Below are 22,327 nucleotides of genomic sequence, written 5' to 3' on the forward strand. Positions count from 1 at the left end.
CCGGCTCCTATGTCACGGCAAAGCTGGCGGCCAGGGTACCTATGATCAAGGCCCAACCATCAACCAGCACGAACAGCATGATCTTGAAAGGCAGGGAAATGATCAGCGGCGACAGCATCATCATACCCATGGCCATCAATACACTGGCCACCACCAGGTCGATCACCAGAAACGGAATGAAGATCATGAAACCTATCTGGAATGCCGTTTTCAACTCCGAGGTAACAAAGGCCGGCACCAGAATATGAAAAGGTACTTCCTGAGGGCTGGTGATGTCATCCCGGCGGGCCAGGCGCACGAAAAGCTCCAGATCCGTTTCGCGTGTCTGAGCCAGCATGAAACCCCGCAGAGGGATACTGGCTCGCTCGAGAGCCTGCTGCGGAGAAAGCTCTTCATTGAGATACGGCTGCAGTGCGGTCTCGTTCATCCGCTCGAACACCGGTGCCATGATGAAGATCGACAGAAATATGGCCAGACCAATCATGATCTGACTGGACGGCGTCTGCTGCAAACCCAGGGCCTGACGCAGAATGGCAAAGACAATGATGATCCGGGTAAAGCTGGTCATCATCATGACGAACGCCGGGATGAAGGTCAGCGCCGACATCAGCAGCAGAATCTGCAGACTGACCGAATAGGTCTGGCCACCCTCCTCATCGGTGCTCAGCGTGATCGCATCCATGCTCAGCAGATCACCCGCGCCCTGGGCAAACACATTGGGCGCCAGAAATATCATAAGCAGCAGCATCCAGCGGATCATGGCTGTGGCTCCCGCTTGAGCAGCGTGCGCAGGGTTTTGGCGAAGTCGCTGTTCATCCCCGGCCCATCCGGCACCTCTGCCACAGGCTCTTCAAATGTATGCAGAGTCGTTATCCGCCCTGGAGAAGCGCCCAAAAGCAGTTGCTTGCCGGCAACGTCAATCAGGATCAATCGATCACGCGGTCCTAGCGCGAGGCTACTGACCAGCTTGATCTGTTGTCTGCCGTGGGGCGCGAGGGGACCCACGCGGCGCATCAGGTAACCAATCAGAAATATCAGCCCAACTACCAGCACCAGCCCCAAGGCCAGCTGGCCGAGTTGCGCCAGGACATTGATCTGACCGCCCTCTGCCGCCTGCTGTGCAAGAACCGCAGGCGAAAACAGCAGCACCAGAGTACATACCCCAGATATGCGTGCGGCCGGCATCAGCGAAGCTTCTTGATTCGTTCAGAAGGGCTGATCACATCGGTCAGACGAATACCGAATTTCTCGTTCACCACTACTACTTCGCCGTGGGCGATGAGAGTACCGTTGACTTTCACATCCAGCGGCTCTCCAGCGAGTCGATCCAGCTCCACCACGGACCCCTGGTTGAGCTGCAACAGGTTGCGGATGGTAATGTCGGTGTTTCCCACTTCCATTGAAATGGTCACCGGAATATCCAGGATGACATCCAGATTGGGCGTATCGCCTCCCGTCTCGAAGTTATCACCGGGCTGAATCGTCGGCGCGTTGAACTCCTCCATCGGCATGCGCGGCGATTTCTCGTTCTCCGCTAGCATGGCGTCGATATCGTCCTGACTGGCGTCGCCCGACTCATCCAGTGCCGCAGCCCATTCATCCGCCAGAGCCTGCTCTTCGGGGGTTACGTCGCCGGACGTTTTGTCATCGGCCATCTTGTTATTCCTCAATGCTGATTATTGGCGTGATTTTATCGAGTTCTGTAATACGTCTGGCGCTCGCGTTCAACGCGGCCGAGTAACCGGCCCCAGTATCTGCAACGCCAGGTTGCCCTTGACCGAACCGAGCTTGGCCTTGAATGTGGGAACACCGTTGGCGCACAGGACCATATGCTCGGGCAGTTCGACCGGAATCACATCTCCGGCCTGCATGCTCAGTAGGTCCTTGAGTTTCAGTTGGCGTCGCACCACGGTGGCACTGAGCGGCACGCGAGCCGCAGTGATCTCCTCGCGCAGTGCGCGTACCCAGCGTTCGTCGTGATCGTCCACGTCGGACTGCACACCCGAGTCGAGAACTTCGCGCAGGGGTTCAATCATGGAATAGGGAAAGGTGATATGCATATCGCCGCCGCCACCATCGAGCTCCACGTGGAAAGTCGACACGACCACCACCTCGCTCGGGCTGACGATATTGGCCAGGGCCGGATTGACTTCCGAGTTCACATATTCGAAATTCACCTCCTGGACTGCCTGCCAGGCTTCCTTGAGATCCAGAAAAGTCTGGTCCAGAACCATGCGTACCACGCGCAATTCCGTCGGGGTAAATTCCCGGCCTTCGATCTTGGCATGCCGGCCATCGCCGCCAAAAAAATTGTCGACCAGCTTGAAGACCAGCTTGGCATCCAAAATGAACAGGGCGGTGCCGCGCAGAGGCTTCATCTTGACCAGGTTGAGGCTGGTCGGTACGTAAAGTGAATGTATATATTCGCCGAACTTCATCACCTGTACGCCACCCACGGCAACGTCAGCGGAGCGACGCAGCAGATTGAACATGCTGATGCGGGTATAGCGGGCGAAGCGCTCGTTGATCATCTCCAGGGTCGGCATGCGTCCACGGACGATACGGTCCTGACTGGTCAGATCGTAACTCTTGATCGAGCCGGGCTCGGAATCGACCTCCGTATCGACTGCCCCATCGTCGACACCGTGCAAAAGCGCGTCGATTTCGTCCTGTGACAGCAGATCCTGTACGGCCATCGGTAATTCCTATTGCAAGACTATGTTGGTGAACAGCAGGGCTTCGATAACCGGATTACCCAACTCTTTTTCGAGCGTCGACTTGACCGCCAGGGTCGCACTTTCTCGCAGAGCTTCCTTGCCCTCGGGCGTAAAGAGCGAAGTGAACTCTTCACTGCTGAATTGCAGGACCAGCTCGTTGCGTATCAGCGGCATATGCTGGGCAAGCGCAGCCATCAACTCGGGGTCACGACCCATCAACACCACATTGACCTGCATATAACGTCGACGGCCCTCATGGGTAAAATTGACGACGAATGCGGGGTCCATCGGCTGATACAGGGCCGTCTGTTGAACTGGCGCAGTATCTGCCGCAACCTCTTCCGGCTCTTCCTCGCCACCCATCAGAAAGAAAGCCGCGCCCCCTGCCGACAACAAGACCGCCAGAAAAACGGCGCCAACCAGAATCAGCAGTTTTTTCTTGCTTTTGACCGGAGCTTCTTCACCTTCAGCCGCCGCCGGTTTAACCTTTTCCTGCTTTGCCATGCCAGAATACCGTCACTTATGCCGTGAAAAGCCTTTTCACAGGTGGTTGAGTAGCACTTTGCACTGAATGCTGCACTGAATGTGCCAACTTCCAGGATCAGTGCAGTATATGAGCGCCAAGGATAAAGCCAAGCGAGACAAATGTCTTTGCCTGCAGGTTACAGGATTCCAGACGAAACAAAACCGGGCCTGGGCCCGGTTTGCAGTACTGCGCCAATATTGACGTCAGGCGTAATAGTCCACGAGGCGGCTGGACTCCGCCTGGCTTGCGGCGGCGGAGGCCAGCATCATGCCTGCCTCGTCAGCTTCCAGGGTCTGGGCACCGGCAACGCCACGATTGCGCCCCTCAGCCCCCTGCTCCTGGCTATGGTGGGCCTGCTGGTCAACGGCCGAGTCACCGACGGAGACATTGACCAGGTCCATACCCTGCTGGCTGAACGCCTCACGCAGCCGGAACATCTGCGCCTCGAGCGCTTCGCGCACGGATGGATTCTGTGTCACGAACTGAACCTGATGCTCCTGCCCCCGCGTCTGGATATGGATCTCAAGAGGTCCGAGGTCCGCCGGATCCAGGCGAATTTCAACACTGCGCAGATTCTGACTGGACATCCACATCATCTTGTCCATTACTGCATCGCCCCAGCCTGCCTGACCGAAGGGCACGTTCAGCGTCTGACTGGCCGCCAACACCGGCCGCGCCGCCAACGCGCCCTGGGCTGCAGCCTGAGTTTGCGTACCAGGACGTAACATCGCTTCAGCGGCGTCAGGGTCAGAGGTTGCCGTCCGACCGCCCAGCGTTTCCAGGGTCTCGGCGAGCTTGCCGGCAAAGGCCGCCCTGCCATCCATCGCAGCGGGTGTCATATCCAGATTACGCTGTACCGGCTGTTGACCCTCGGCTGCAGCACCGCGCTCGGCCATGGCCCGCAGTCCATTGTTACCGGCTGGCTCCTGGCGCATATCTCGCTCACCACGGGTAGCCTGCTCTTGGGATAACTGCAGACCCGCGCTAGAAGTGTCCCACCGGAGTTTTCTGGCCGGGTCGAGGAGCGGCTCACCAGTGGTCCCGGTGACGGCGGCGGGTGCCAGAGGTGGAGCCACAGCAGTCTGGGCAGCACCAGGCGATCCCAGGGCGGTACTGGCTGCTTCCGCTGCCTTGGATGCCAGCTGGGCGCCCACCAGCTCCGCCATGGTAGCCAGGGCGTCAGCCGCATCTGCGTCAAGCGACGCGTTGGGGCCCTGCCCTTCCTGGGCCTTGTCCATGAACTGGCGGGCCTGATCCAGCCATTGGGACCAATCTTCCACCAGGGCACCCAATTCCTGCTGCTGCTCATCCGACACCGCACCTGCGTGCAGCGAAGCAGTCTGATCTTCGGTTTCGCTGCGCAGCTCATCCAGCTGCGCCAACCATTCCTGCATGCCTGCCGGCAAGTTCTTGCCGTCGGCGGCAATTTCGGCCAGGTCCAACAGACCTTGTGCCTGATCGCCTTCGGCGCCTCCCAGCAGCTGCATAAGAGCCTCGACATCGCCGGGCTGCTGGTCCGTTAGGATCTCGGCAAAACTGGCGAGACCCTCCAACTGGCCGCTGTCTGCCGCGTTTGCAGGCGTCGCCGAGGACTTGATCTGTGGCGATGCGCCACTGAAAAACGCCAGCAGATTCTGACTGACCGACATTGCGTACTCTCCACTGCAAGAAAGGGGATGAAGCCTGACTTTTATTAATGCAAGGCACGCGCCAGTTTTATAGGTAGCGCAAAAGACGAGTCAGTTTTGCAGATCAGATAGACGCTGGAATACCAAGCAAGGGTGCAACCCGCTGGAAGCAACGCTGAACGTCCTGGTAGCTGCGCTGCGCTTTAAACGCATCTGCTTCCAGACCAGCAAGCTCGGCTTTCTCGCAAGCCTCCTGCAACGCAATGGCGCCCATATTGCCGCAGCTGCCCTTGAAACTGTGGGCCGCCTGGCGAAATCCCTCCCAGTCCGAGCCGCTCAGGCACAGCCGCAATTGAGCAAGACGCTTGTGGGCATCGCGACTGAAGGTGTCGATCAACAGCGCATAATCCTCCTGCATCAGTTCGCGAAGCGCGTCCTGCACGGAGGGATCAATGTCGATGGGCAAATCCGCCATGCAGCTTATGTCTCCCTGGCTTTCATCAGACTGTCATCATTCAGATGCCGGCAGTATGCCCAAGCTCCCAGGCAAACACTACCCTGGCCTGGTTCCCCCGGCGATTGAAGCGTACCTCATCGCAAAGCGCGCGTACCAACTCCAGGCCACGGCCCGCATAGCCGTCCAGGCTATCGCTCGGACTCTGTTCGACAAAACCGTCACCACTATCTTCGACTTCTATAGCCAGAACCCCACCGTCGGGATTCGGTTGATGATCAAGTACCACGCGTATCCAGCCATCACGCAACACCCGCAAGCGCTGATTGCGCTCCCGGTAGTAACGATTGAAGCCCTTGGAGTCCAGCTTCAGGGAGGAATCGAGTTGCAGCAGACCGTGCTCCAGGGCGTTGCTGTACAGTTCGCTGAGAATGGTGAACAGCCTGCCGGCATGGGCACGCAGACCGGGGACCTCCATCAGCACCTCAAGCAGAAAAGGCAGAGGGTTGTGCTCTCGAATCGACGCCGCGCGGAACGTGTAAGCCAGTTGCCAATCCTGACTGTCAAGGTGCCTGGCATCTTCATGGAGGAGCGTCGCGGGTGGCGCTGCGAGCGGTTGCATGATCACTTCCAGCAAGCTGATATCGTCCTCAGGGCTCCCATGGAAGGCTTCAAGCGCGCCGAGTAGACCTTCGAATATTGCTTCGGGCCGACCCTGATAACGATTGATGAGGTCGATCACCCGCTCTTCGCCATATTGGTCGCCAGCCTGATTCCGACTCTCGATCACACCATCGGTCAGGCACAACAACCGCTCACCGCTTGCCATTGGCAACACTGTTGGCGTGGGATCGAATCGCTCTGATGTAGCCACTGCCAACGGCAGGTGGGTGGAGGGTACCCGATGCAGGAGAGCACCCCTGCGGTCCAGGAGCAGCACTTCAGGTAGGCCGCCATTCCAGATACCCACCAAGCCCTTGTCTGGATTGATTTCAATCAGCACCGCGCAGCAGAAAATACCTGTCGGGAGTATCCGACTCAACTTGCTGTTCGCTTCAAGCAGAATATCGCTCAAATTGAAACCGCGGGCGGTCATCGAATAGAAGACCTCAGCCAGGGGCATCGCGCCTATGGCCGCAGAAAGGCCATGGCCGGTGAAATCGCCCAGCAGAATATGCATGCCGCCTGAAGGGCGGTAGGCAGCAAGAAGAATATCGCCATTGAACATGGCAAAAGCGGTCTGTACGTAGCGCAGATTGTCGGCACCCAGGCTCCCCGCATGGGCGACCCGGTCATAGATGATCTTCGCCAGCTCCTGCTCGTGCAGCAGACGCTCATGCTGGCTGCTGATCAGATCACGCTGATCCTGCAGGGTCTGATGCATCTCCTGCATGCGATTGAAGGCCTGAATCTTCGCCTGCAGGATGACCGGGTTGTAAGGTTTGGTGAGGAAATCATCACCACCGGCCTCAAGGCATTTCACCAGGGCGCCAGTGTCGGTCAGGCTGGTCAGAAAGATGATCGGGATGAGATTCTCGCCGGACTGCAATTTCATCCGGCGGGCGGCCTCGAAGCCGTCCATTACAGGCATCAGCGCATCCAGCAAGACCAGATCAGGCCGCTGCACGCTGAACTGGACCAACGCCTCAAGGCCATTTTCGGCGCTGACCACCTCATGCCCGAGCCGGGCAACCAGTCGGGCGAGAATCATCCGGTCGGTGGGGTTGTCGTCCGCAATCAACACCTTCAGCGGGGTGACCTGCTGCGCCAGTGGATGCCCCTTGGCCCCGTTGTCAGCCACGGGCTATTCGATACTGAAGAGCTGTTCGAAATTCGAGATACTCAGAACCTTGCGCACATTCTGGTTGCAATGAATGATGCGTATGTCTGCCGCATCACCGCCGGCATGATCCCTCAGCAGCAGCAGCATGCCCAGGGCTGAACTGTCGATATAGTCGGTGTCATGGAGGTCTACTACGAAGCGTTGGGGGGACAGACCTCCGCGTTCGTATGCTTCGCGAAAATCCTGATGCGCGCTGAAATCGAATCGCCCAGATACCTTGATTGTCAGTTCCTGGCCGTCGGGGGACAGGGTGGCCTTGATGGGCATATAACTTCCTTATTGAGTCTGCACACAATGCTAATTACTAGCACAGGGAGCATAACCTGTCAGGAATTATTTGGGGCCTCTTTCGAAAGCCCGCTGGGATAATTCATCGAGCAATTTCTGCTCCTGACGGTCCGCCTTGAGTCGCGCTTCATCCCGATAACGCTCAATCAGCTTGCGCATACCTTCAAGGCGCTGATAACGCAGACGCCACTGTTCGCGGGCCTTTTCCAGGCTTTGACCATTCCATGTAACCGTCTGCTGTTGCTGCTCGATTGCCGTCTGCATCTGCGCAAGGAACCGCTGATAATTGAGCAGCCAGTCACGCCCGACCCCTTGCTGGCCGCGCTGAACCCAGCTTTTCTGATACTCGCTGCAATAATATTCCAGGTCCTGAAGGCGTGCGCGGGCGCTATCAAGCTGCTGCTGGGCCTCGCCCAGTCTACCTGCCGCCTTGCGTTCCTCTTCAAGAGCCATGTCCAGCACCGGCGCCAGACGCCGTATGCGGCTTTCACTCATGGCTGATCAACTGTTCCAGGGCGGCGCGGCTGTCAGCCAGGTTGACCTTGACGTGCAAACCCTGGCGCAGGAAAGCCTGCATCTCGGGCATTTTCGCCATGGCCATATCAGTCAGCGGATCGGACCCGGCGGAATAGGCGCCGACACTGATCAGATCGCGGCTCTGCTGATACCGGGCATAGATCTGCTTGAAGCGCTGGGCGCCCTGCATCTGGGTTTCGTTGACAATTTGCGGCATGGCCCGGCTGATGGAGGCTTCGATATCGATGGCCGGGTAATGACCTTCTTCAGCCAACCGCCGTGACAGCACCACGTGACCATCCAGAATCGCCCGCGAGGCGTCGGCAATCGGGTCCTGCTGATCGTCCCCTTCAGACAGCACCGTGTAAAAGGCGGTGATCGAGCCTCCGCCCTGCTCGGCGTTACCCGCCCGTTCCACCAATTGTGGCAGCTTGGCAAATACCGAAGGCGGGTAGCCCTTGGTGGCAGGCGGTTCACCAATGGCCAGGGCAATTTCACGCTGGGCCTGGGCAAAACGGGTCAGGGAGTCCATGAGCAGCAATACATTCTTACCCTGATCACGAAAATACTCGGCGATGCGTGTGCAATACATCGCCGCACGCAGCCTCATGAGCGGCGCATCATCGGCGGGCGAAGCCACGACTACCGAACGGGCCATGCCCTTCTCGCCCAGGATCTGCTCGATGAACTCCTTGACCTCGCGGCCCCGCTCACCGACCAGACCCACGATAGTGATATCGGCGTCAGTAAAGCGCGTCATCATGCCCAGCAACATACTCTTGCCCACGCCACTACCGGCGAACAGGCCCAGACGCTGGCCGCGCCCGACGGTGAGCAAGCTATTGATCGAGCGAATGCCCACATCCAGCGGCTCTTCGATCGGATGGCGTTTGAGAGGGTTGATGCTGGGGCCATTGAGGTCCACCCAGTCATCAGCCCGGAAATCACCCTTGCCATCCAGTGGCCGACCGATACCGTCCACCACGCGGCCCAGCATGGCCGTGCCCATCGGCAGCTTGCCACCGCCCTTGGAGGGCACCACGCGCGCTCCAGGCTGCACACCCTGCAGGCTGTCCACTGGCATCAGATAAATCTTGCTGCCGGCAAAACCCATGACCTCGGCCTCGATCTGGCTGCGACCCTGGGCCGTTTCGCTGATCACCAGGCAACGGCTGCCCACTGGCGCCTTGCAACCCTCGGCTTCCAGGGTAAGGCCAACCATGCGAATCAGGCGCCCCTCGACTATCGGTTCATCAGGCAGCGTCAATACCGGCTCGTATGAGGCCAGGCGACGGGCGAAGCTGATACGCTCAGGCCTGACCATCGCCCTGCACCTCGTTGCCATCATCAGCACCTGACGGCTCAACACTGATATCGGGCTCTGGCGGATGAGCTCGCTGCTCGCGTTGCTGTTCAAAAAGCTGCTCGGTGATCTGCTGCAAACGTGTCTCTACTGTGGCATCAAGCTGGCTGTGCTCGGTTTCCAGACGGCATCCGCCGGGCAGTAACTGATCATCCTCAAGCAGGCGCCATTTTTCCTCATGGCGCTCGCGAAGCGCCTTGGCAGCATCGAAGTCAACCGGATTGAGATAGATACGAATATTCTCGGCGCCCATAGGCAGTGCTTTCAACGCGCCTCTGAGTACCTTGATGATCTGGCTGGAGTCAGTCTGGAGCTCGCGCTGCACAACCTGGCGCACCATGGTTTCGACGAGCTTGAGTAGCATGTCTTCAATCTGGTCGTCCTGTTCGTGCATGGGCTCCATCAACTGCGTCATCAATGCTTCCAACTCGGCGAGGCGAGCATCGACTTTGGTTTTTGCTTCTTTCTGCCCCTTGAGCTGACCAGAATGAAAACCATCCTTCTCACCCGTGGCAAAGCCCTCGTTGTAGGCTTCCTCACGGATCTGCTCAAGCTCTTCCACGGTGAAGGGCTTGGGCGCTTCCTCCTGGGGCTCCTGGTCGGCGTCCACGTCGGTTTCGTCCAGAGGCGCCCTGATGTCGGCCTCCGGCTCCTCGCGATCCAGCGGAACATGATGGGGTTCGGCATCGAAACTGGGCAAGTCCCAACGGGCGAAAGCGGACTGTTCGCCACCGCGCAGCAACTCGCTACCTTCCGTTCTCGCTGCGGTGGTGCTCGGGGTTTTCATTTACAAGCTTCCCAGTACCGGCATATCAAATCATTTCCTCGCCGCCCTTGCCGCCCAGCACAATCTCGCCGGCATCGGCCATGCGCCGCGCAATGGTGAGAATCTCTTTCTGCGCCGCTTCCACCTCGCTGATACGGACCGGGCCCTTGGCTTCAAGATCATCCTGCAACAACTCGGATGCGCGCTTGGACATATTCTTGAGAATTTTGTCCTTGATTGCCTCATCAGCGCCCTTGAGGGCAACGATCAACACCTCGGAAGAAATTTCGCGCAGCAATGCCTGAATACCCCGGTCGTCCACGTCTGCCAGGTTGTCGAACACAAACATCAGATCCTCGATTTTGCTTGAGAGATCCTCATCCATATCACGGATAGCTTCGATCAGCTGCGACTCGGTGCTCGACTCGAGGAAGTTCATGATATCTGCGGTGCGCTTCACGCCGCCCATATTGGCGCGGGTGGTATTGGAGTTGCCGGCAAACTGCTTTTCAAGGATCTCGTTGAGCTCCTTGAGTGCCGAAGGCTGCACGGTGTTGAGGGAGGCTACGCGCAGCAACACATCCAGGCGGACCTTGTGATCAAAATAGCTGATCACCTCAGCCGCCATGTCAGGGTCCAGATAGGCCACCACAATGGCCTGAATCTGCGGGTGCTCGAATCGGATCACATCGGCTACGGCCCTGGGCTCCATCCACTTGAGACTGTCCAGACCCGAAGTGCTGCCACCAAGCAGGATACGATCAACCAGCCCGTTGGCCTTGTCTTCACCCAGGGCCTGGGTAAGCATGGTGCGTATATAACTGTCGGCGCCAACACCCAGGCCGGTCTGTTCACCAACGGTTTCAATGAAGTCGCCCATCACCTGATGCACGTGTTCACGGTTGATGGTGCGCAAACCAGCCATGGCGCTACCGACCCGCTGGACCTCCTTGGGCCCCATGTGCTTGAGCACTGCTGCGGCGTCGGACTCCCCCAGACTCAATAGAAAGATGGCGGCCTTGTCCAGCTTCGACAGCTTGGTGGCTCGCTTGGCTGCGTCTTCACTCATCGGCGTTTATCCACTCTTTGACTACCTGGGCGACGCGGCCCGTATCTTCGGCCAGCAACCCCTTGATTGCATTCAACTGCTGTTCGTAATCTGCGCCGGGCGAAGGCAACAGCATGGCGGCTCCTGCGCCTCCCGCGGCAGCCCCGGACAGGCTGACATGGTCGTCACGCAGATCACCATCCAGCTCACCGGTGCCACCATACTCGGCAGGATATCCGCCCGCACCACTCTCGCGACTGGTCGTGGTCAGATTCTTGAGTACCGGGCGTAGCACACCGAACACCAGAATAAGGATGAACAGCACACCCAGAATCTGCTTGGCCACATCCCAGAACCAGGGCTGCGACCACAACGGAACCTCGGGTAGCGGCTCCAGGGCTGCCTGGGCAACAAAGGGGCTGTTGACTACGCTGACGCTGTCACCACGACTCACATCATAACCCACTGCATCCTGAACCAGTCGGGTCAACCGGGCAAGATCCGCTTCGGTCAGGGGTACGCGGGTGGTTTCACCGGTTTCCGCGTTCACTGTCACCGGATCATCAACCACCACCGCTACCGACAACCGGGCAAGCCGACCTTGCTGCTGGCGGGTATAGCTGATCTGGCGATCGAGTTCAAAGTTACGCGTGGCCTGTTCGCGAGTGTCCATTGGGACAGGCGCCGGCAGTGGCGCGCCATCTTCATCAACCTCGGGGGCCTGCTCGGGAACCTGCGCCGCGCCGGGGGGCTGATTGGTCAGGGCGCCGGGAATACCACGGGCCTCCTGACCGGCACCGCGGGCTTCGGTCATGACCTGCTCACTGCGCAGGGCCGACTCGGGGCTGTACATTTCGGCAGTGGACTCGACAGTACTGAAATCAACATCCGCGGAAACTTCTGCGCGGTAACGTCCCTCACCGACAATCGGCAGCAGAATTCCGTTCACGCGGCGCTCGTAGCTCTCTTCCATGCGTCTTGCGTAGTCAAACTGGCGACCGGCCACGGTCAGTTCGCTCAGCTCACTCTGGTCGGACAACAGATTGCCTGCCTGGTCAACGATGGTGACCTGATCCTTGTCCAGCTCGGGAACGCTGGTGGCCACCAGGTTGACGATGGCCATCACCTGGGCCGGCTCGAGCGAGCGGCCGGAATACATTTCGAGCAATACCGAAGCGCTGGGCTTGCGTTCATCACGCACAAAAACGGTGGAACGGGGCATGGCGATGTGCACCCGCGTTGATTTGATGTTGTACATACTGGAAATGGTGCGGGCAATTTCGCCTTCCAGACCGCGTCGGTAAGTCGCCGCCTCCATGAACTGACTGGTGCCCAGGCCCCGCTCACGATCAAGAATTTCGAAACCCAGATTGTCATCACGGGGTGTTACGCCAGCGCCGGCCAGGCGCATGCGGGCATCGTTGATATCCGCACTGGCAACCAGCAGGGCGCCGGTATTGGGGTCGATACGGTATTCGATACGGCTGGTCTGCAGTATTTCGGTTACCTGGGCTGAATCGAAACGCTGCATATCGTTGTAGAGGATCTGGTAGTCAGGCTGCTGTGACCAGAGCACAACCGCAAAACCGATGGCCACGCTGGCCGCCAGACCGACCAGCAATCCAAACTGACGCAGCATCGGGAGCTGGGCCAGGTTGTCAAGAAAGCTCATCCCCAGAAACGGCTTGCGATCAGCGGAAGCCTCGGGCCGGGTGGCCGGTGTATTTGCAGTGTTCGCGGAATCCATTTTCTACCCTCGGTCAATCACGGCAAATCAGATGGGCATGTTCATGATGCTTTCATAGGCAGACACCATCTTGTTCCGGACCTGCAATGCAGCCTGGAACGCAACGCTGGATTTCTGCGAAGCAATCATAACCTGGGTGAGATCAATGCCGGCATCGCCACGCTCATAGCCGGTTTGCAGTTCGGAGGTAGTCTTCTGTAATTCGCTTACCCGGTCCACTGCATTTTTCAGTAGATCGTCGAAGGCGGGGCCTTTGACGTCGGCGTTCTGCTCCAGGGGCGTCGGCGCTTGCGGCCGGCCCATGGCTTCCATCTGCATGGAACGCATCTGCAACATCAAACGATTGAACTCGACACCCTGGGTCATACCAATCTCCAAACCGTATTTTTTTGACGGCGACTGTAGCTTTAAGATTGATACAGCAAGATCGATGCCAACTAAAAGCGCATCTCGATGTCCAGCCCCGCATCACGCATCTGGGCCAGCTTGTAGCGCAGAGTGCGTGGACTGATACCCAGTTTGTCGGCCGCCTCTTTGCGGCGGCCGCGTTCGGTCCGCAACACATCGAGAATCAACTGGAACTCGCGCTGACGCACACCAGCCCCGAGATCGGTTGTCAGATTGTTGGCAGCCGAACCTGCCGGTTCAGCCAGGTCATACGCCGGCGACAGATTGCCGTCATGGTCGGCTGACGACACGGTCGATGGCATGACCGGCAGTGTCGGCGCACTGAATGCCGGACGCTCTGAGGCACCGATAGCACCCGGAGTAACAGGGCTGCCCGGGAGTACTGCCAGACAAAGATCCTGGGCATGAATAACGCCACCGTGTTGCAGGATCAACGCGCGCTGCACGGCATTGTCCAGCTCACGAACGTTCCCCGGCCAGCCATGCTCACGCATCGCCTGGCAGGCATCCTCCGCAAATCGCACTGGAGACTGGTTCATCTTGCGAATGTGCTTGTCGAGCAAACGCTGGGCGATTGGCACTATGTCCCCTACCCGCGCGCGCAGCGGCTGCCACTGCAGCGGAAACACGCCAAGACGATAGTAGAGGTCTTCCCGGAACCGCCCCGCCGCCACTTCCGCAGGCAGATCACGGTTGGTAGTAGCGATCACGCGGATATCCAACTGAATGAGCTTGCGACCGCCAACGCGTTCCACTTCCCGCTCCTGCAGGACGCGTAACAGCTTCGCCTGAAGGGCCAGGGGCATCTCGGATATTTCATCCAGCAGCAGGGTGCCGCCGTTGGCCTGTTCAAACTTGCCGGACTGCGCGGCTACCGCTCCGGTAAAGGCGCCCTTCTCGTGACCGAATAAAGTGGCCTCGAGCATGTTATCGGGAATAGCGGCGCAGTTGATCGCAATGAAGGGCTGCCGGGCTCTGGAGGACGCCTGGTGAATGTAGCGCGCCAGTACCTCCTTGCCCGTGCCGGACTCGCCGGAGATCAACACTGTCGAATCGCTGGCAGCAACCCGGCTGGCGAGCTGCAACAGCTGCTGACTGGCCGGCTCCACCGCCACCGGACCTTCGAGCTTGCCCGACTGCAGTCGTCCCAATGCATACTGACCCAAGAGGTCAAGCAGAGCCTTGGGCTCGAAGGGCTTGACCAGATAATCCACCGCGCCATCGCGCATCGCGCCAACAGCGTTCTGCACAGTGCCATAGGCGGTCATCAACAACACCGGCAGATGCGGGTGCTGCTGGCGCAGGGCCCGCAGCAGGCCATGGCCATCCATACCCGGCATGTTCACATCGCTCACCACCATGCAGACCGATTCGCGCTGCAGTAACGCCAGGGCGCTTTCGCCGTCGCCTGCTTCGATATAGTCATAGCCGCCCAGGGTCAGGGTATCGGCCAGGGCTTCACGCAGGGCGCGATCGTCCTCGACCAGCAGAATGCGAGGCTTGCTCATGGGTGTGCTTCCCGGTAAGTACCGTCTGCCACAACCGCCTGCAAGGGCAACAGCAGTTCAGCGCAGGTACCCCAACCGGCCTTGCTGCGTAGAAAGAATGCGCCGCCATGGGCTGCCGCAACGGATTTGACTACCGAAACCCCAAGACCTGTGCCCTGGGATCGCGTGGTAAAAAAGGGCTCGCCAATCTGGGCGCGCTGGGATGCATCCATGCCGCATCCGGTATCGACCACGGCCAGACTAAGCTGACCTTCGATCAGCCGGGCACAGACCTTGAGCTGCGGATAGTGCCCGCCAGCCTGAATGGCGTTATCTATCAGGTTGGTCATCGCACCAATCAGGGTGTCCTGATTACAGCGCAGCAATGCCTGGCTGTCACAACGGTTGTCCCAGCGGCAGGTAGCGCCCGCCTGACCCAGCATGGGTTCGGCCTGCTGGCGCAAGGCATCAAACAGCTCGGTAATGGTCAGCCGATCTGTCAGGGGCAGGTCACCCTTGGCAAACAGCAGCATGTCCCGCACCTGGTGTTCGATGGTCTGCAGCCGGCAGGTCAGACGCTCGCCGAAACGCTGGCGGTGTTCCAGCGGCAAAGCGCTGTCATTCAAATGACTGGCATACAGCATGGCAGTGGAAAGTGGGGTACGAATCTGGTGGGCTAGCGAGGCGACCATGCGCCCCAGGGCAGAGAGGCGTTCATGGCGGGCCAGTTGGCTCTGCAGCTGGCGGGTTTCGGTCTGATCGTTGATCAGGATGATCTGACCCGGCTCGCCATTGAGCGAGCGGGTTGCCAGGGATACACGGCGACCGCTGCGCAGGGACACCTCATGGTAATCATCATCTCGCGGGGCAAAGCGTTCCCGGATCAAATCCCGCCAGAGCTGGCCTTCGAGGGGTTCACCGAGCAGTTCACGGGCGGCAGGATTGGCCTCGCGCACGCGGCCATTGCCGTCCAGCACCACGACACCGCCGGGCAACAGATCCAGCAGATTCTGCAAGCGTGAGGCCAGGCAGGCTTTTTCAGCCAGTTCCTGATCACGCTGCACGCGGGCCTGATCCAGCTGACCCTGAAGAGAAGCGACCTGCGCCTGCAACAGCGTGTGGGAGGAGGACAGCCGGTCCGACATTTCCTTGAACAACGCATGGGCCCGCTCCAGCTGGGCTTCGCTACGCTGCGGGCGGGCGCCGGGCACGGTAACCTGTGGGTCGGTTTCGGTAGCGGGCAGGTGTTGGGCAGTCAGAACCATTGGGTATCCCCTGATTACAATACGTCTAGTCAGGGGTGACAAAGCAAGGCTTGTGCCACAAGGCCAGTATCCTTTTATATCAGATACTTACAAGCCGTTGAGTTATTTCGCGTCAGTCTTCTGACAGATCGACACCACGGTTGATACCGTATTTACGCATCTTCTCAACCAGGGTGGTTCGACGGATACGCAATCTCTCGGCGGCCCGGGCAACCACGCCATTGCACTCATCCAGCGCCTGCTGAATCAGTGTCTGCTCAAGCCCGCCCAGGTACTCCTTGAGATCCAGACCTTCCGGAGGCAGATAAGCCGGGCTATCGAGTCCAACCAGGCCGCTGAAGGCCTCATCGCGCTCGTCCTCATCGGTACGCAGCTTGCGAAGATCCTCCTGGTCGTCTTCCACATAACGGAATTTGCGAGGTAGCTCACCCACACCAATCACGCCATGGGGATGCATAATGGCCATGCGCTCCACCAGATTGGCAAGCTCGCGCACATTGCCCGGCCAGTCGTGCTGACACAGGGACATGATCGCCGAGGTGCTGAAGCGGATCGAGCCCCGCTTTTCCTTTTCCAGACGCGTGATCAGCTCATTGAGCAGCAGAGGAAGATCCTCGATACGCTCACGCATGGCCGGCATCTCGATCGGGAACACGTTCAGGCGATAGTAGAGGTCTTCACGGAACCCGCCGTCCACTATCATGGTTTCGAGATTCTTGTGCGTGGCTGCAATCACCCGTACGTCGGCAGTCTGTACCTTGTTACTGCCAACGCGCTCGAAGGTTCTCTCCTGCAGTACGCGAAGCAATTTCACCTGCATCGGCAGCGGCATGTCACCGATTTCGTCAAGGAACAGAGTGCCACCCTGGGCCAGTTCGAAGCGGCCAGCACGGCTGGTGATAGCGCCAGTGAAAGCACCTTTCTCATGGCCGAAAAGCTCGCTTTCCAGCAGCTCGGCCGGTATGGCGCCGCAATTAACCGGCACAAAAGGTTCATCCTTGCGCTTGGAATGGTAATGCAGATTGCGCGCAACCACTTCCTTGCCGGTACCGGATTCACCGAGTATCAGCACGGTCGCCTCGGTGTCGGCAACTTGCTGCATCATCTGCCGTACAGACTGGATGCTGCGGCTGGTGCCTACCAGACTGCGAAACAGGTTTGGTTCGCGCTGACGCTGACGACTACGTTCGTCGAACACCTCGCGGTATACCTGGGCGCGATGCAAGGCATCAAGCAACTGGTTATAGCCCAGTGGTGGCGACAAGACCGCCAGCAACCGTTGGCGCAGATGCTCAGGCCAGTGAGCAGCCTGCTCGACGTCCTGCAGAATAACCGGGAGATTTTCATCCCACTTATCCAACTGGCCGATCAGACCCTGAACTCCTGTGGTCTGTTCGCAATGACCAAGGATCACGCATTTGAAGGTACCCGCGCTGGTGTCCTGTTTTTCCACTTCCTTTTGCCAACCGGCAGAGGTGGCCAGAACAACCTCTTCACCCAGAAAGGCGAGAATCACGCTCAGGTCCTGGCGACCATTGGGCGCATCATCGATCAGCAAAATATGGCTGTTGGGCAACATAGGCGGGGTGGGCGTCCTGTAAACACACGTTATAGGGCACTGCGCTTTGATAGCGTAGTGCCACACTTATAATCTCTGGTTAAAGGTAGTCAGATTTAACGTGCGAGTCAAATAGTTGGCGCAGTTTTATGGCACAGCCCTCAGCCGAACATCTGGTAGACCTTGGCACCCTGCTTGCTGCGCTGAAGATCCTGAAGCTCTTCGGCAAGCTTGCCCTGCACTGCCTGGCATAGCGCCACAACTTCCCGATAGGTAGTCAAAAGATTGTCCAAGGCATCTGCCAAGGCCTGATCGTCGCGGTCTTCCTGGGCCATGGCCTGGGCGACAAGTTCCCGACACACACCATCAAGGCTACTGACCTGCTGCCAGTCACCGGCATGCACCGCCTCGACCAGCGCGCGATGGGTATCTTCCAATTGCTTGACCGCAACCGTCATGATGCTTTCCTCAGTGTTGGGCAATGCCATCCCAGCCTTCTTTCACGTCCCGCAGCAACGCCGCGACTTCATCCAGCATGGCCGGATCATTGTGCAGGTTGGCCATACTCAGGCGCTGCAGCATGTAAGCATAAAGGCTATCCAGATTGGCCGCCACTTCGCCGCCTTTCTCCAGGTCCAGTGCGTCGCGCAGACCGGAGACGATGCCCATACTTTTGCCGATCAATTCGCCTTTAAGGGGGATGTTGCCAAACTGCATGGCGCCCCGAGCCTGAGCAATACGCTGCAAACCGCCTTCCAGCAACATCTGGATCAGCCGATGTGGGGCAGCTTCGCTGACCTGGGCGTTAACATTGACTGTCTGGTACTGCTTCATCGCTGCGTAAGCATTCATGGCGATATCCTGAGGTGAAGAACACATACCTCTGTATCGGCGATCCCGGGAAAACTTGAGGGGCAAAATGCAAAAAACACAGCGGGAGTGTCTCAACAAAAACGAGCGCAATGCGCCCGTATCCGTCAAGCGGGGGGTGTTTCCTGTTCAGCGTGCAAATTCGGTTCGATCGCATCCCAACCGTCTTTGATTTCTTCGAGCAGACCCTGCACCTCGTCCAGGCTACGCGGCGTATCATCCAACGCGACACCCGCGAGCTTACGGGTCATATAGTCATACAGGGCATCCAGGTTTTCGGCGATCTCGCCACCCAGATCCTTGTCTAGCGCCGCCTGCAGCGCACCAATGATACTGAGGGTGCTGCTTACAGCGACACCACGGCGTTCGGGGTTACCCGTCGCCTGGGCGTGGCGAGCCAGCTTGACGCGTTCAATCGCGCCGTTGAGCAGCAGTTGTACCGCGCGATATTGCGACACTTCCTGGGAAATGCTGACTTTTTTATAGGTATCGATTGGGCTTTTCATTAACGTCTATCCTGTCTGACAACGCCTGGGAGATTACTGAGTGCACCGCTTAGATAGTCGCTGGTGCCCGAGAGCTGAGCCACCAAGGCATCCATGGCGTTGAACTGGGAAAATAGCTGCGCTTCAAGCTTGTCGATGCGGCGTGTCAGTTGTTCACGCTGACCATCCACGCTGGAAAGCGTATTTTGCAGTGCCTTGGTGCGCGACTCGAGAATGCCACCACCCTGGGTGTAAGGGTCAGTCTTGGCTTCCAGTCTCGAAAGGATACCTGAGTCGCCAGTGAGGAACCCGCTCAGCTCCTCGAAGTTTTCCTCAAGTACCGTATCCATTCTCTGATCATCGATTTTCAACGTGCCATCGCGCTGGGTGGAAATTCCCAGGTCGGCGAGCAGGCGAAGGCCATTGGTTCCGCCCTGGGTAGAACCGAGCTCATTTCGAATAGCAGAGGAAAATGACCGCACCGAAGCATCACCAACAAGGGCTGCAGCCAATGGCTCTCCGTCATCACCACCTACCGAAGTTACCTTTGTCAGGCTGCCGATCGTACCCATCATCTTGTTGTAGGCATCGACAAATTTCTTCAGCGATCCCTTGACGCCCGCCCGATCCTCGGCAACACCCAGACTTATAGTGCTGGCGTTCTGCAAGTCCTCTGCGGATTGCGCAGACTTAAGGGTCAGCGTGACCCCCGCAATAGCGTCTTCAACAGTATTGCTGGCACTCGAGAGAGGGATGCCATCAATTGCCAGATTGGCGTCCCGGGCGTAGCTGATCACACGGGCCGCACGGGGATTTGCCGGGTCGTACGCTGCAGGTTCGTAATCAATCAGGGTCGGATCTGGGGGGGTGAAGTCCAACTGACCTAGGTTGCCGGTAGTACTGCTGGAGCTGACGCTGATATCGTTACCGTTACCCGCCTTGTCCGAACTCAGTACCAGACGTGCTCCGCCTGCACCGCTGGGGTCGCTTACGATCGTGGCGGACAGGCCGCTGTTTTTTCCGGCCGCATTGATCGCATCGCGGATCCCGGCAAGACTGCTGTCGTTTTCACCGATGGAAATATCGAGAGCTTCTCCACCCACAGAAATAGTGAGTGTACCGGTACCAACGGGGTCAGTGGCGTTATCCAACCCCTGCAGGGACAATTTGCTGGTCTGCGCCAGATTGAAGACCTGGACGCTGAAGTTGCCTGCGGTTGCCGTTCCATCTGCCTTGGCGGTAAAGATGTCCTGCTTGGCGGAGGTGGCACTACGTTTCTCGAACAGGGCGGGATCGTTGAGATCCTTGATCGCACTCTGGAAGTCGGAAATCGCACTCCGAAATTGTCCAAGCCCGGAGAACTTGGCCGTGGTGTCCCGCTCCAGACGATTCAGTTGAGCGGTTTTGGGAGCGCTTTCCGCATTCACCATTGCCTTGACGATATTATTGATATCGAGACCGGAACCAACACCTGTAAAACCTTGAATAGCCATAAGCCTGCCCCTACGACCGTTTTTTGGCGGTCTGCGTACCGAATAGAATGTCCCGGTAATGCAGGCAAGTTATGTGCCAGTAGAACCGGCCAGCAGCAAGCCCTCAGGCTTCTGCTTTAAACAGCAAGCTGCGAATTTCGGAAAGGCTCTCCGAGAGTCGCAACGCTTCTTCCGAGGGAATCTGGCGAATCACTTCGCCACTGGTAGCCTCGGTTACATTGATTACCACCCGGCCGCTGCTGTCATCCACGTTGAAGTTGATGTCACGCTGGACCGACTGGACGAAATTCTGCATGTCAGAAACGGCCGCATCTATTGCTTCACGGTCTGCTTCGACGGGCTGATCTGTCAAAGATGAGCGAGTAGCCTCATCCGTTTTGTTCGAGCTGATTGCTGATGCAACATCCGTTTGCTTGCCGGCAGCCCTGCCGACACTACCCGCCTCAACCGAAACACCGGCGCGTGCAGTGCTAGTTACTTCAAACGGTTTGAGAACGCCCATTTCCATGGTGCTTACCTCGCAAAGGAAAAAGCGGAGGGAAGGCTTTCAGCCCTCCCCCCGCAGTCTAGCTCCTATTCGACCTTAGCCCAAGAGGCTGAGGACGGCCTGGGGCAGCTGGTTGGCCTGGGCCAGGATTGAAGTACCAGCCTGCTGGAGGATCTGGTTCTTGGTCAGCTTCGCAGTTTCAGCAGCGAAGTCGGTATCCTGAATCCGGCCGCGAGCGGAAGAAGCATTCTCGGACACGTTCTGCAGGTTGCTGATAGTCGACTGGAAGCGGTTCTGGGCAGCACCCAGGTCCGCACGCTGGCTATCGATGGACTGCAGGGCGGCGTCGATGATGTAGACGGCTTCCTGAGCACCTTTGGCAGACGTGATGTCGATATCTTTCACAGAGTTATTAGATGTAACATCGGCCAGCGCCACTGCAGTCCCACCGCTGGCGGCCGTTTCGGCAGCAGCAGCAGTGGTGTCAGTAGCGAATGCGATCGACAGCTCACCCTTGTTGGCAGTACCAAGATCAGCATCAGTGATGACGTCAATTCCACCAGCGTCGTTGACGAACGCACCTACACCCATGTTGGCATCGTTGATAACTGTTGCCAGCAGCTGGGTCTGCTCGGCAGCGGTGGCGCCGGAGGCATATTCAGCGCTGATGGTAAATACGCGATCAGTACCGTCTGCACTGCCCTGCTCCACAGTGAAGCTTACAGCAACCGCACCGCTAGCCGTTGCTGCGGCTTGTGTAGCAATGGTACCGCTGCTGATGGAATCGGATTTCAATTCCTTGGTGCTAACCTCGTCCAGCTTGAGACTGATCGCTTCGTTCGCAGCACTACCAACCTGGAAGGTTTCGGTTCCGAAGCTGCCATCAAACAGCTTCTTGCCACCGAATGCAGTGGTGTTGGAAATCCGGTCCAACTCTTTCTTCAACTCGGTCACTTCAGAATTCAAGGCGTCACGCTCGGTGTCGCTGTTGGAGCCGTTTGCCGACTGCAGGGACAGATCACGCATACGCTGCAGGATGTTGGTGGATTCCTGCAGAGCGCCTTCGGCAGTCTGAGCGATCGAGATGCCGTTGTTGGCGTTCTTGGTAGCAACACCGAGACCATTGATCTGGCTGGTCAGACGGTTGGCGATCTGCAGGCCAGCCGCGTCGTCCTTGGCGCTGTTGATCTGCGAACCGGAAGACAAACGCTGCAGGGAAGTCTGCAGGTTGTTGGAAGATGCACCCAAGTTACGCTGGGCGTTGAGTGAAGCTACGTTTGTGTTGACTGTAAGAGCCATGGTAAGTACCTCGTAAACTTGGTTATGTTTGCCTGAGCAGCGATCTCAGGGCCGGCTTTGCCCAGGCACCCATTGAGTT

General features: G+C 58.2%; 24 protein-coding genes. All 24 read right to left on the reverse strand.

Annotated features, from left to right (window positions below; all coding sequences use genetic code 11):
• Nucleotides 1-7: 7 nt before the first annotated feature.
• The 24 genes from fliP to IEV54_RS08935 all read right to left on the reverse strand — a co-directional run bounded on the left by fliP (nucleotide 8) and on the right by IEV54_RS08935 (nucleotide 22,248).
• The gene (fliP, locus tag IEV54_RS08820) at nucleotides 8-760 is read right to left on the reverse strand and encodes a flagellar type III secretion system pore protein FliP (RefSeq protein ID WP_150278454.1); all 753 of its coding nucleotides are present in this window, start codon (nucleotides 758-760) and stop codon (nucleotides 8-10) included.
• A complete protein-coding gene (fliO, locus tag IEV54_RS08825; protein ID WP_150278453.1) occupies nucleotides 757-1,185 on the reverse strand; it encodes a flagellar biosynthetic protein FliO in 429 nt (142 codons plus the stop codon). Before fliO ends, fliP begins: the two co-directional genes overlap by 4 nt.
• Entirely contained in the window at nucleotides 1,185-1,655 is a 471-nt protein-coding gene (fliN, locus tag IEV54_RS08830) for a flagellar motor switch protein FliN (RefSeq protein ID WP_150278452.1), read from the reverse strand. Before fliN ends, fliO begins: the two co-directional genes overlap by 1 nt.
• Nucleotides 1,656-1,724: 69 nt before the next feature.
• Nucleotides 1,725-2,696, reverse strand: a complete 972-nt coding sequence (gene fliM / locus IEV54_RS08835; protein WP_150278451.1) for a flagellar motor switch protein FliM — start codon at nucleotides 2,694-2,696, stop codon at nucleotides 1,725-1,727.
• Between the two features lie 9 nt (nucleotides 2,697-2,705).
• Nucleotides 2,706-3,221, reverse strand: a complete 516-nt coding sequence (locus IEV54_RS08840) for a flagellar basal body-associated FliL family protein (RefSeq protein ID WP_150278450.1) — start codon at nucleotides 3,219-3,221, stop codon at nucleotides 2,706-2,708.
• 225 nt (nucleotides 3,222-3,446) lie between these two features.
• On the reverse strand, nucleotides 3,447-4,892 hold the full coding sequence (locus IEV54_RS08845; protein ID WP_150278449.1) for a flagellar hook-length control protein FliK: 1,446 nt from the start codon (nucleotides 4,890-4,892) through the stop codon (nucleotides 3,447-3,449).
• Between the two features lie 103 nt (nucleotides 4,893-4,995).
• Nucleotides 4,996-5,346: an Hpt domain-containing protein gene (locus IEV54_RS08850; protein ID WP_150278448.1), complete on the reverse strand. Its 351-nt coding sequence runs from the start codon at nucleotides 5,344-5,346 to the stop codon at nucleotides 4,996-4,998.
• A gap of 40 nt (nucleotides 5,347-5,386) precedes the next feature.
• Complete coding sequence (locus IEV54_RS08855) at nucleotides 5,387-7,126, reverse strand: fused response regulator/phosphatase (protein ID WP_223825497.1); 1,740 nt, start codon at nucleotides 7,124-7,126, stop codon at nucleotides 5,387-5,389.
• A gap of 3 nt (nucleotides 7,127-7,129) precedes the next feature.
• The gene (locus IEV54_RS08860) at nucleotides 7,130-7,435 is read right to left on the reverse strand and encodes an STAS domain-containing protein (RefSeq protein ID WP_150278447.1); all 306 of its coding nucleotides are present in this window, start codon (nucleotides 7,433-7,435) and stop codon (nucleotides 7,130-7,132) included.
• Nucleotides 7,436-7,501: 66 nt separating this feature from the next.
• Nucleotides 7,502-7,951 (reverse strand): flagellar export protein FliJ, encoded by a 450-nt coding sequence (gene fliJ, locus IEV54_RS08865; RefSeq protein ID WP_150278446.1) that lies wholly within the window; start codon nucleotides 7,949-7,951, stop codon nucleotides 7,502-7,504.
• Complete coding sequence (gene fliI, locus IEV54_RS08870) at nucleotides 7,944-9,296, reverse strand: flagellar protein export ATPase FliI (protein ID WP_150278445.1); 1,353 nt, start codon at nucleotides 9,294-9,296, stop codon at nucleotides 7,944-7,946. Before fliI ends, fliJ begins: the two co-directional genes overlap by 8 nt.
• Nucleotides 9,283-10,122: a flagellar assembly protein FliH gene (gene fliH / locus IEV54_RS08875; protein WP_150278444.1), complete on the reverse strand. Its 840-nt coding sequence runs from the start codon at nucleotides 10,120-10,122 to the stop codon at nucleotides 9,283-9,285. The genes fliI and fliH overlap by 14 nt, the downstream gene beginning before the upstream one ends.
• A gap of 25 nt (nucleotides 10,123-10,147) precedes the next feature.
• Nucleotides 10,148-11,170 carry a flagellar motor switch protein FliG gene (gene fliG / locus IEV54_RS08880; protein ID WP_150278443.1) on the reverse strand — a complete coding sequence of 341 codons (1,023 nt, stop codon included), beginning with the start codon at nucleotides 11,168-11,170 and terminating at the stop codon, nucleotides 10,148-10,150.
• A complete protein-coding gene (fliF, locus tag IEV54_RS08885; protein ID WP_150278442.1) occupies nucleotides 11,163-12,896 on the reverse strand; it encodes a flagellar basal-body MS-ring/collar protein FliF in 1,734 nt (577 codons plus the stop codon). The genes fliG and fliF overlap by 8 nt, the downstream gene beginning before the upstream one ends.
• 27 nt (nucleotides 12,897-12,923) lie before the next feature.
• Nucleotides 12,924-13,262 carry a flagellar hook-basal body complex protein FliE gene (gene fliE / locus IEV54_RS08890; protein ID WP_150278441.1) on the reverse strand — a complete coding sequence of 113 codons (339 nt, stop codon included), beginning with the start codon at nucleotides 13,260-13,262 and terminating at the stop codon, nucleotides 12,924-12,926.
• Nucleotides 13,263-13,333: 71 nt separating this feature from the next.
• Nucleotides 13,334-14,812 (reverse strand): sigma-54-dependent transcriptional regulator, encoded by a 1,479-nt coding sequence (locus IEV54_RS08895; protein WP_150278440.1) that lies wholly within the window; start codon nucleotides 14,810-14,812, stop codon nucleotides 13,334-13,336.
• On the reverse strand, nucleotides 14,809-16,056 hold the full coding sequence (locus IEV54_RS08900) for a sensor histidine kinase (RefSeq protein ID WP_150278439.1): 1,248 nt from the start codon (nucleotides 16,054-16,056) through the stop codon (nucleotides 14,809-14,811). The genes IEV54_RS08895 and IEV54_RS08900 overlap by 4 nt, the downstream gene beginning before the upstream one ends.
• Before the next feature lie 112 nt (nucleotides 16,057-16,168).
• Nucleotides 16,169-17,635 (reverse strand): sigma-54 dependent transcriptional regulator, encoded by a 1,467-nt coding sequence (locus IEV54_RS08905; RefSeq protein WP_150278438.1) that lies wholly within the window; start codon nucleotides 17,633-17,635, stop codon nucleotides 16,169-16,171.
• Between the two features lie 140 nt (nucleotides 17,636-17,775).
• The gene (gene fliT / locus IEV54_RS08910; RefSeq protein WP_150278437.1) at nucleotides 17,776-18,102 is read right to left on the reverse strand and encodes a flagellar protein FliT; all 327 of its coding nucleotides are present in this window, start codon (nucleotides 18,100-18,102) and stop codon (nucleotides 17,776-17,778) included.
• Entirely contained in the window at nucleotides 18,083-18,466 is a 384-nt protein-coding gene (fliS, locus tag IEV54_RS08915) for a flagellar export chaperone FliS (RefSeq protein WP_150278436.1), read from the reverse strand. Before fliS (IEV54_RS08915) ends, fliT begins: the two co-directional genes overlap by 20 nt.
• A 125-nt stretch (nucleotides 18,467-18,591) precedes the next feature.
• A complete protein-coding gene (gene fliS / locus IEV54_RS08920; protein WP_150278435.1) occupies nucleotides 18,592-18,990 on the reverse strand; it encodes a flagellar export chaperone FliS in 399 nt (132 codons plus the stop codon).
• Nucleotides 18,990-20,462: a flagellar filament capping protein FliD gene (gene fliD / locus IEV54_RS08925; RefSeq protein WP_150278434.1), complete on the reverse strand. Its 1,473-nt coding sequence runs from the start codon at nucleotides 20,460-20,462 to the stop codon at nucleotides 18,990-18,992. The genes fliS (IEV54_RS08920) and fliD overlap by 1 nt, the downstream gene beginning before the upstream one ends.
• 103 nt (nucleotides 20,463-20,565) lie before the next feature.
• Nucleotides 20,566-20,970 carry a flagellar protein FlaG gene (locus IEV54_RS08930; protein ID WP_150278433.1) on the reverse strand — a complete coding sequence of 135 codons (405 nt, stop codon included), beginning with the start codon at nucleotides 20,968-20,970 and terminating at the stop codon, nucleotides 20,566-20,568.
• A gap of 75 nt (nucleotides 20,971-21,045) precedes the next feature.
• Nucleotides 21,046-22,248: a flagellin gene (locus IEV54_RS08935; protein ID WP_150278432.1), complete on the reverse strand. Its 1,203-nt coding sequence runs from the start codon at nucleotides 22,246-22,248 to the stop codon at nucleotides 21,046-21,048.
• Between the last annotated feature and the right edge of the window lie 79 nt (nucleotides 22,249-22,327).

It is taken from the genome of Halopseudomonas salina (genome assembly GCF_014637955.1).
Taxonomy (GTDB): Bacteria; Pseudomonadota; Gammaproteobacteria; order Pseudomonadales; family Pseudomonadaceae; genus Halopseudomonas; species Halopseudomonas salina.

What these genes read in the sequence shown, in the direction of transcription:
- fliP (WP_150278454.1), bottom strand. Translation starts at nt 760, where the DNA reads ATGATCCGCTGGATGCTGCTGCTTATGATATTTCTGGCGCCCAATGTG.
- fliO (WP_150278453.1), bottom strand. Translation starts at nt 1,185, where the DNA reads ATGCCGGCCGCACGCATATCTGGGGTATGTACTCTGGTGCTGCTGTTT.
- fliN (WP_150278452.1), bottom strand. Translation starts at nt 1,655, where the DNA reads ATGGCCGATGACAAAACGTCCGGCGACGTAACCCCCGAAGAGCAGGCT.
- fliM (WP_150278451.1), bottom strand. Translation starts at nt 2,696, where the DNA reads ATGGCCGTACAGGATCTGCTGTCACAGGACGAAATCGACGCGCTTTTG.
- IEV54_RS08840 (WP_150278450.1), bottom strand. Translation starts at nt 3,221, where the DNA reads ATGGCAAAGCAGGAAAAGGTTAAACCGGCGGCGGCTGAAGGTGAAGAA.
- IEV54_RS08845 (WP_150278449.1), bottom strand. Translation starts at nt 4,892, where the DNA reads ATGTCGGTCAGTCAGAATCTGCTGGCGTTTTTCAGTGGCGCATCGCCA.
- IEV54_RS08850 (WP_150278448.1), bottom strand. Translation starts at nt 5,346, where the DNA reads ATGGCGGATTTGCCCATCGACATTGATCCCTCCGTGCAGGACGCGCTT.
- IEV54_RS08860 (WP_150278447.1), bottom strand. Translation starts at nt 7,435, where the DNA reads ATGCCCATCAAGGCCACCCTGTCCCCCGACGGCCAGGAACTGACAATC.
- fliJ (WP_150278446.1), bottom strand. Translation starts at nt 7,951, where the DNA reads ATGAGTGAAAGCCGCATACGGCGTCTGGCGCCGGTGCTGGACATGGCT.
- fliI (WP_150278445.1), bottom strand. Translation starts at nt 9,296, where the DNA reads ATGGTCAGGCCTGAGCGTATCAGCTTCGCCCGTCGCCTGGCCTCATAC.
- fliH (WP_150278444.1), bottom strand. Translation starts at nt 10,122, where the DNA reads ATGAAAACCCCGAGCACCACCGCAGCGAGAACGGAAGGTAGCGAGTTG.
- fliG (WP_150278443.1), bottom strand. Translation starts at nt 11,170, where the DNA reads ATGAGTGAAGACGCAGCCAAGCGAGCCACCAAGCTGTCGAAGCTGGAC.
- fliF (WP_150278442.1), bottom strand. Translation starts at nt 12,896, where the DNA reads ATGGATTCCGCGAACACTGCAAATACACCGGCCACCCGGCCCGAGGCT.
- fliE (WP_150278441.1), bottom strand. Translation starts at nt 13,262, where the DNA reads ATGACCCAGGGTGTCGAGTTCAATCGTTTGATGTTGCAGATGCGTTCC.
- IEV54_RS08895 (WP_150278440.1), bottom strand. Translation starts at nt 14,812, where the DNA reads ATGAGCAAGCCTCGCATTCTGCTGGTCGAGGACGATCGCGCCCTGCGT.
- IEV54_RS08900 (WP_150278439.1), bottom strand. Translation starts at nt 16,056, where the DNA reads ATGGTTCTGACTGCCCAACACCTGCCCGCTACCGAAACCGACCCACAG.
- IEV54_RS08905 (WP_150278438.1), bottom strand. Translation starts at nt 17,635, where the DNA reads ATGTTGCCCAACAGCCATATTTTGCTGATCGATGATGCGCCCAATGGT.
- fliT (WP_150278437.1), bottom strand. Translation starts at nt 18,102, where the DNA reads ATGGCATTGCCCAACACTGAGGAAAGCATCATGACGGTTGCGGTCAAG.
- fliS (WP_150278436.1), bottom strand. Translation starts at nt 18,466, where the DNA reads ATGAATGCTTACGCAGCGATGAAGCAGTACCAGACAGTCAATGTTAAC.
- fliS (WP_150278435.1), bottom strand. Translation starts at nt 18,990, where the DNA reads ATGAAAAGCCCAATCGATACCTATAAAAAAGTCAGCATTTCCCAGGAA.
- fliD (WP_150278434.1), bottom strand. Translation starts at nt 20,462, where the DNA reads ATGGCTATTCAAGGTTTTACAGGTGTTGGTTCCGGTCTCGATATCAAT.
- IEV54_RS08930 (WP_150278433.1), bottom strand. Translation starts at nt 20,970, where the DNA reads ATGGAAATGGGCGTTCTCAAACCGTTTGAAGTAACTAGCACTGCACGC.
- IEV54_RS08935 (WP_150278432.1), bottom strand. Translation starts at nt 22,248, where the DNA reads ATGGCTCTTACAGTCAACACAAACGTAGCTTCACTCAACGCCCAGCGT.